Raw genomic sequence first — 6,556 nt, forward strand, 5'->3', positions numbered from 1 at the left:
GCTCAGCTGCCCTTCGCGGCCGACGCGCTTGCGCCGACCTTTTCTTCGGACGAAGCCGCAACCGCCTTGAGCGCGGCGCCCTGGCGCAGGCCATTCAGGCCCTGGACGATGATCTTGTCGCCCGTCTGCACGCCCTTGGTCACCACCGAATAGGTCTTGTAGGTACGCTCGGCGGTGACGTTGCGGCGCACCGCCTTGCCATCGTTGCCGACGACCATGATGTAGCCGGTCCCGTCGAAATCGCGCTGGATGGCGCCTTGCGGAATGAGATAGGCGCCCGGTGCGTTGGCCTGGTCGAACTGCGCGGTCACGAACATGCCGGGCAGGAGCAAGCCGTCGGGATTGGGGAACTGCGCGCGCAGCGTCACCGTGCCGGTATCCTCGTCGACGGTTACCTCGGAGAACTTGACCGTCCCGGCGAGCGGGTAGATCGACCCATCGTCGAGCTTGAGGTGGACCTGCGTGCTGCCCGGTGTCACCCCGCCCGTGCGCAACTGGCGGCGCAGCGCGACGAGCTCGGAAGCCGACTGCTGCATGTCGACATACATCGGGTCGCTGCGCTGGATGACCGCAAGCGCATCGGTCTGGCTCGCGCTGACGAGCGCGCCGACGGTCGACAGGTTGCGCCCGATGATCCCGCTGATGGGGGCCGGCACGGTGGTGTAGCGCAAGTTGATCCGCGCGGTGTCGAGCGTGGCCTTGTATTGCGCCACCGCCGCATCGGCGACGCGCGCATCGGCCAGGGCGTCGGTGTAGTCCTGCTTGGCGACGGCTTCCATGTCGGCCAGCGGCTTGTAGCGATCGGCTTTGAGCCGGGCCGCGGCGGCCGAAGCCCTGGCGCTGGCGAGGTTGGCCTGGGCCTGGTTGACCGCGGCGCGATAGAGGCTGGGGTCGATCTGGAACAGCGGCTGCCCGGCGCGGACGCGGGTGCCCTGGGCAAAGTAGACCTTCTGGATCACGCCGGTCACCTGCGGGCGCACTTCGGACGTTTCGAACGCGACGGTGCGGGCGTTGAGCGCGACCGGTATCGGCACCGTGCTGGGCTTGGCCACGACGAAGCCGACTTGCGTTTCGCGTGCCTCCTTGCGCGTGTCGCCGTCGCTTTGCGAGCAGGCACCGAGCGCGAGCGTTGTCAGGGCAAGCGCCGCCAGCGCCGGCTTGGAGGACAGGGAGGCGCGCGTGAGAAGGAAATGTTTCAAGCCGGTAACCTTGGTCGCAGGGAGTGCGCCGTATCGAAAGAAATGCCGCGCAGCGCAAGCGTTACAGCATGGCGTGCGACAATTTGCTACGAGGCGGACGTGAGGGCGGTTATGCACGTCAAGCATAACACGAACCTGTCGCGGTCAAGGCGTGCGTGGGTTTTTTCGCGTTTGGCTGTGTACCGGCTCCGGCGTGCAGGCGGCGCGCACGGGCCATCTGCCAAGCCGTGCTTGTGTGCGTAAAATGCAACAAGGTGGCGATGGCGACGGGGCTGCGAGGGCACCGGCATGGGCTGGCCGCGCGGTCGCTCCACTTGTCGGAGCGCTGGTCCGCACCGGCTCGGCGCGTCGCGCAAAGAGCGCGCTTGCCACATTTTTTCAAGGTTAAGGGAATGGTGCCCGGGGGCGGATTCGAACCACCGACACTGCGATTTTCAGTCGCATGCTCTACCAACTGAGCTACCCGGGCATGGGCTTGATCGGTGTTTTTCAGTACCGCCGATCAGCTGGTTGCGGGCCTATGGCGAAGCGCGCGGACCTTTGCAACCCAAAAACGACACGAAATTTTCAATCATCCTGTGGATTGTTTGGAAAGCCCTCGATTTCCGCGGATGACAGGTCCGGCGGACCGGGCAGGGCGTAGCCGTCGTCGAGCCAGTTGATGAGATCGCGGTCGCGACAGGCCTTCGAACAGAACGGGGTGTGGTCGGCCTGGCGGCTCTTCCCGCAGATCGGGCATTTGCGCTTGGGATGGGTCATGCGCTCAGCGCCTGCGCGAATCCGGCGCCAAGGGCAAGGGCGGGATCCTCCTTCCAGCGAATCGTTCGTCCGGTGCGGCGAATCAACTCGGCTTCCCATTGCGGCGTGACGGCCCGGCGCACCGCGGGCGCGCAGGTGAGCAGCAGCACGCCGGGCTCACGAACCGCCTCGGCGTAACGCAGCAGCAGCCGGGCGCCGCAGCGCGCCGGATCGGCACGCACGCGGTGCAGCAGCGAAGGCCCTTCGCTGCGCGCGACCAGCTGGACGAAACCGAAGCCGTTCATCGCGGTCGACTGGTGGGGCCAATGGTCGAGCGCTTCGGCCAGCGCGGCATCGACGCTGCGCCGGTCCTCCTTGCGCTCGAGCGTCGGGAAATCGATGCCGATCGAGCCGCCAAGGGCGAACAGGCCGATCGCCTGCGCGATGGCCGGCACGGCAGCGCGGGCGAGTTGGGCGGGCGGCAGCGTGCCGTCGATGTCGATCAGGGTCATCGCCGGGGTCGGGCTGACGATCAGCGCGCCGCCGTCGAAGGCGATCGTTCCCTCGATCGCCTGCGCGATCAGTTCGGGCCAGGGATCCTCGGGAAAGCGTTGCACGCGCCTCGCGCTCACCCCCTCGGCGCCGAGCAGGGTGGCCGGATCGGGCGCGGCGCCGGGCGGGGCGCTGGTCGGGCGGACCTGGGCGCGTTTGGTGCGCTGCGATTCTGTGATTGCCGCACGGGTCACTACCACGCGCAGCGGGGCGCCCTGGCTCGCCTCGCGCGGCAACGCGTCGACCAGCGCCTCCTCGCCCGAAGCCAGGCGCACGGTACCGCGGCGTGAACCGCTCTGCCGGGCGATGAGAAGCGCGTCCTCGACCTGTCCGGCGCGGGTCTCCCCGGCCAGGAACAGGCGTGCGGCGATCGCTTCGCCGCGATCGAAAAGGATCGCGCGGGTCTCGCCGATGCCCTCTTCGATGAGCCACTCGGCCATGGTGGTGCGCTTAGATGAGCGCGAAGCCCGCGGCCTTGAGCAGGCCACGCGTTTCGAACAGCGGCAGGCCGACGACCGCCGAATGGCTGCCCGAAATCCAGGCGATCAGGCCTTCGGCGCAGCCCTGGATGGCGTAGCCGCCCGCCTTGCCGTCCCATTCGCCGCTGGCGATGTAGGCGTCGATCTCTTCGGGGCACAGGTTCTTGAAGCGGACCTGTGTTTCGCTCAGCCGTGCGTGCAGCGTGCCGTCGGGCGCCTTGAGCGCGACCGCCGAAAGCACCCGGTGGCGCCGCCCTGAAAGCAGCGCAAGGCACTGGCGGGCGGTGGCTTCATCCTCGGCCTTGGGCAGGATGCGCCGCCCGCAGGCGACGACGGTATCACCGGCCAGGACATGCAGGTCCGCGCCGTCGATCGTCTCGGCCTTTTCGCGGGCCATGCGCGCGGCATAGGCGCGCGGCGTCTCGCGCGTGGCCGGGGTCTCGTCGATGTCGGCCGCGGCGATGCGTGCGGGCACCACGCCCAGCCGCGAAAGCAGTTCGCGCCGACGCGGGCTGGCCGAAGCCAGGATCAATCCCGAGGGGCGCAACTGTGTCGAAGGCGGGCGGGGCGAGAGCGGGGCCGGTGGCTCGCCGGTCATGCCGAACCGATTACGAGGAGTAGCCGCCGGGGCCACCGCGACCGGGCATGAAGCGGTAGGTGATGCGACCCTTGGTGAGGTCGTAAGGGGTCAGTTCGACGAGCACTTCGTCGCCGACCAGCACGCGAATGCGGTTCTTGCGCATCTTGCCAGCGGTATGGCCGAGGATCTCATGGCCGTTTTCCAGTTCGACGCGGAACATGGCGTTGGGCAGGAGCTCGACGATCTTGCCGCGCATTTCGAGAAGTTCTTCTTTCGCCATTGGCGATCATATTCCATTCGGTTCGTGGGGTGATTGCGGCGCGACATAGCCATCAAACCGCCAAAATGGAAGCCTTCACGCAAGCCGAGTGACCGATCAGGGCATATTCATAGGCAAGGGCGCAACACCTTTGCGACAAACTGATACTGCAAGACGGCTTGTTCGCCCGATCAAGTCACGGCAGCACGGGGCTGGAGCGGAGGGGATCAGTTCTTGGCGGAGAAACTGTTTGCGACTTACCTGTTTACTGGTGCTGGCGACGAGTGTGTCGATGCCGGTCCTGGCCCATGCCGAACAAACCCGGCCTGCAACGCCGGCCACCTCCACGGCTATTGACGAGGAGGAAGACCACCGCGCGAGCGGTGCGACGCCGGCCGTGGGCAACGAAATCGTGGTGACTGGAACGACTGTGCTGCCCGGTACCGTCGACACGCCCTACAAGCCGGTCGAGACCTTCGACGAACAGGACATCGCCGCTTACGGCGCCTCCTCGATCGAGGAACTGCTCGATGCGATTTCCCCGCAGACGGGCAGCGGGCGCGGGCGCGATACCGGCCGCCCGATCATGCTCATCAACGGCAAGCGGATCACCAGCTGGCGTGAAATGCGCGACATTCCGCCCGAGGCGATTCGCCGGCTCGAAGTGCTGCCCGAAGAGGTCGCGCTGCAATTCGGCTATCCGGCCGACAAGCGCGTGGTCAACATCATTCTCAAGGAGCACTTCGCCGCGGTCACAGGTGGCGGCGAATACAATCGCCCGACGCGCGGCGGCTATGACAGCTATGAACTGAAGAGCGGCATCTTCCGCATCGCCGGGCCGCGCCGCTACAACCTCTCGGCCAAGCTCACCGAAACCTCGATGCTGACCGAGGACGAGCGCGGCATCGTGCGCTCGGCCGACGAGATGCCGACGGTGGCGAGCGATCCCGATCCGCGCCGCTTTCGCAGCCTCGCCGACGGCGAATCCGAGATCGAGGTCAACGGCACGATGACGCAAGGGCTGGGCGATGGCGGGCTCGGCGGCCAGTTGACCGCCAATCTCGCGTTTACCCGCGACATCACGCGTGCGCTTTCGGGGCTGGATACGGTCACACTCGAATCGCCTTCGGGCGAGACCGCGATCCGCACGCTCGACGGTCCGCTCGCGACGCGGGTGGAGGCCAACACGTTCGAGGCGGGCCTGGGCTACAGCACCCTGCTGGGCGACTGGCAGCTGAGCCTGACCGGCGATGGTTCCTATGCCGACACGACGACGCGGGTCGATCGCAATCGCGATACCAGTTCGCTCAGCGAGGCGGCGCTGGCGGGCGATCTCGCCATCACTGGGGCCTTGCCCGCGCTGGCCGATGCCGGCGCGGACACCGCGCATAACCGCGCGCTGACGGTCAGTTCGCTCGCCACGCTGTCGGGCCGCCTGCTGAGCCTGCCTGCAGGCGATGCGAACCTGACGGTCAAGGCCGGCTACGACTATTCGCATACCTCGAGCAGCGACACCGCGAGCGAGCTTGGCACGGTGCGTTTGACGCGCGGCGATGTCTCGGGCGGGGTGAATCTGGGCATTCCGCTGACCAGCCGCAGCTACGGCGTGCTGGGCGCGCTGGGCGACATTTCGCTGAACGTGGGGGGCGGGCTCAACCACCTGTCGGACTTCGGCACGCTCGCCAACTGGACCGCCGGGGTCAACTGGGCGCCGCGCGACACGCTGACGCTTCAGGCGACCTATATCGTCGAGGATGCCGCGCCCACGCTCGCGCAGCTGGGCGCGCCGCAGGTCGAGACGTACAACGTCTCGGTCTACGATTTCGTCAATTCGACCACCGCACTGGTCACCACCACCACCGGTGGCAATCCTGATCTCCAGAAGGAGCGTCGGCGCGACTGGAAGATTTCGGCGAACTGGAAGCTGCCCTTCCTCGACCGTTCGAACCTGCTGGTGGAGTATTTTCGCAACCGCTCGAACAATGTCTCGGAATCCTTCCCGTTGCTGACCTCGGCGGTCGAGGAGGCCTTTCCCGACCGCGTGACGCGCGATGCCTATGGCAATCTGGTGGCGATCGACCGGCGCGCGGTGACTTATGACGAGGTTTCGAGTTCGAGCCTGCGCTGGGGCCTCAACCTCAGCGGACGGATCGGCAGCGCGATGCCGCAAGGTGGCGCACCGCGTGGGGGCGCTCCCACTCCGGCTCCCGTGCCGCGCCCGCAAGGTGAGCCGTCCGCGCCTGTCGCTGCGATGGGAGCTTCCGGCGGTGATCGTCCTGCGGGTGGTCCAGCCTTTGATCCGGCGCGTTTCGAGGCGCTCAGGACCGCCCTGTGCGCGCCGGTCAAGGACGGCGAGGAGCCCGATCTTTCCGCGCTTCCCGAAGGGCTTCGCGCGCGCCTGACGGGCGAGGACGGCAAGATCGATCCGGCGAGGCTGGCGCGGCTGAAGCAGCGGGTCTGTTCCGCCGAGGGCGCGGCGGCGTTCGATCCGGCGCGTTTTGCCGCGATCCGCACCGCGCTGTGCGCGCCGCGCGCTCCGGGAGGGCAGGTCGACATCGCGGACTTGCCCGAGCGGATGCAGGCGCGTCTGCGCAAGGAGGATGGCACGATCGACACCGCGAAGCTCGACGCGATGCGCGCCAACATCTGTTCGGCGACGCAGGGGCAGGGCGGCGTGGCTCCGGAAGGCCAGACGCCTTCGGCTTCAACGCCCGGTAGCGCGCCCGGCGGCGCGCGCGCGCAGGGCGGC

Annotated in this window: 6 protein-coding genes and 1 tRNA gene; 1 reads left to right on the forward strand and 6 read right to left on the reverse strand. The window is 67.5% G+C overall.

Features of this window, described 5'->3' with window-relative positions:
• Positions 1 to 2: 2 nt before the first annotated feature.
• The 6 genes from MTR62_RS02840 to infA form a co-directional block, all read right to left on the reverse strand.
• Complete coding sequence (locus MTR62_RS02840; protein WP_244016764.1) at positions 3 to 1,199, reverse strand: efflux RND transporter periplasmic adaptor subunit; 1,197 nt, start codon at positions 1,197 to 1,199, stop codon at positions 3 to 5.
• A gap of 393 nt (positions 1,200 to 1,592) precedes the next feature.
• Positions 1,593 to 1,668, reverse strand: a tRNA-Phe gene (locus MTR62_RS02845).
• A 98-nt stretch (positions 1,669 to 1,766) separates the two neighbouring features.
• Positions 1,767 to 1,958 (reverse strand): DNA gyrase inhibitor YacG, encoded by a 192-nt coding sequence (gene yacG / locus MTR62_RS02850; protein ID WP_244016765.1) that lies wholly within the window; start codon positions 1,956 to 1,958, stop codon positions 1,767 to 1,769.
• Entirely contained in the window at positions 1,955 to 2,929 is a 975-nt protein-coding gene (locus tag MTR62_RS02855; protein ID WP_244016766.1) for a ribonuclease E/G, read from the reverse strand. The genes yacG and MTR62_RS02855 overlap by 4 nt, the downstream gene beginning before the upstream one ends.
• A gap of 10 nt (positions 2,930 to 2,939) precedes the next feature.
• Positions 2,940 to 3,566, reverse strand: coding sequence for a Maf family protein (locus tag MTR62_RS02860; protein WP_244016767.1), 627 nt, complete (start codon positions 3,564 to 3,566; stop codon positions 2,940 to 2,942).
• A 10-nt stretch (positions 3,567 to 3,576) separates the two neighbouring features.
• Positions 3,577 to 3,828, reverse strand: coding sequence for a translation initiation factor IF-1 (gene infA, locus MTR62_RS02865; RefSeq protein WP_244016768.1), 252 nt, complete (start codon positions 3,826 to 3,828; stop codon positions 3,577 to 3,579).
• 394 nt (positions 3,829 to 4,222) lie between these two features.
• Between infA and MTR62_RS02870 the strand changes: the two genes are divergently transcribed.
• The coding region (locus MTR62_RS02870) for a hypothetical protein (RefSeq protein WP_244016769.1) at positions 4,223 to 6,556 on the forward strand (2,334 nt) is incomplete at its 3' end.

The sequence above is a fragment of the Novosphingobium organovorum genome (assembly GCF_022832435.1).
Lineage (GTDB): Bacteria > Pseudomonadota > Alphaproteobacteria > Sphingomonadales > Sphingomonadaceae > Novosphingobium > Novosphingobium organovorum.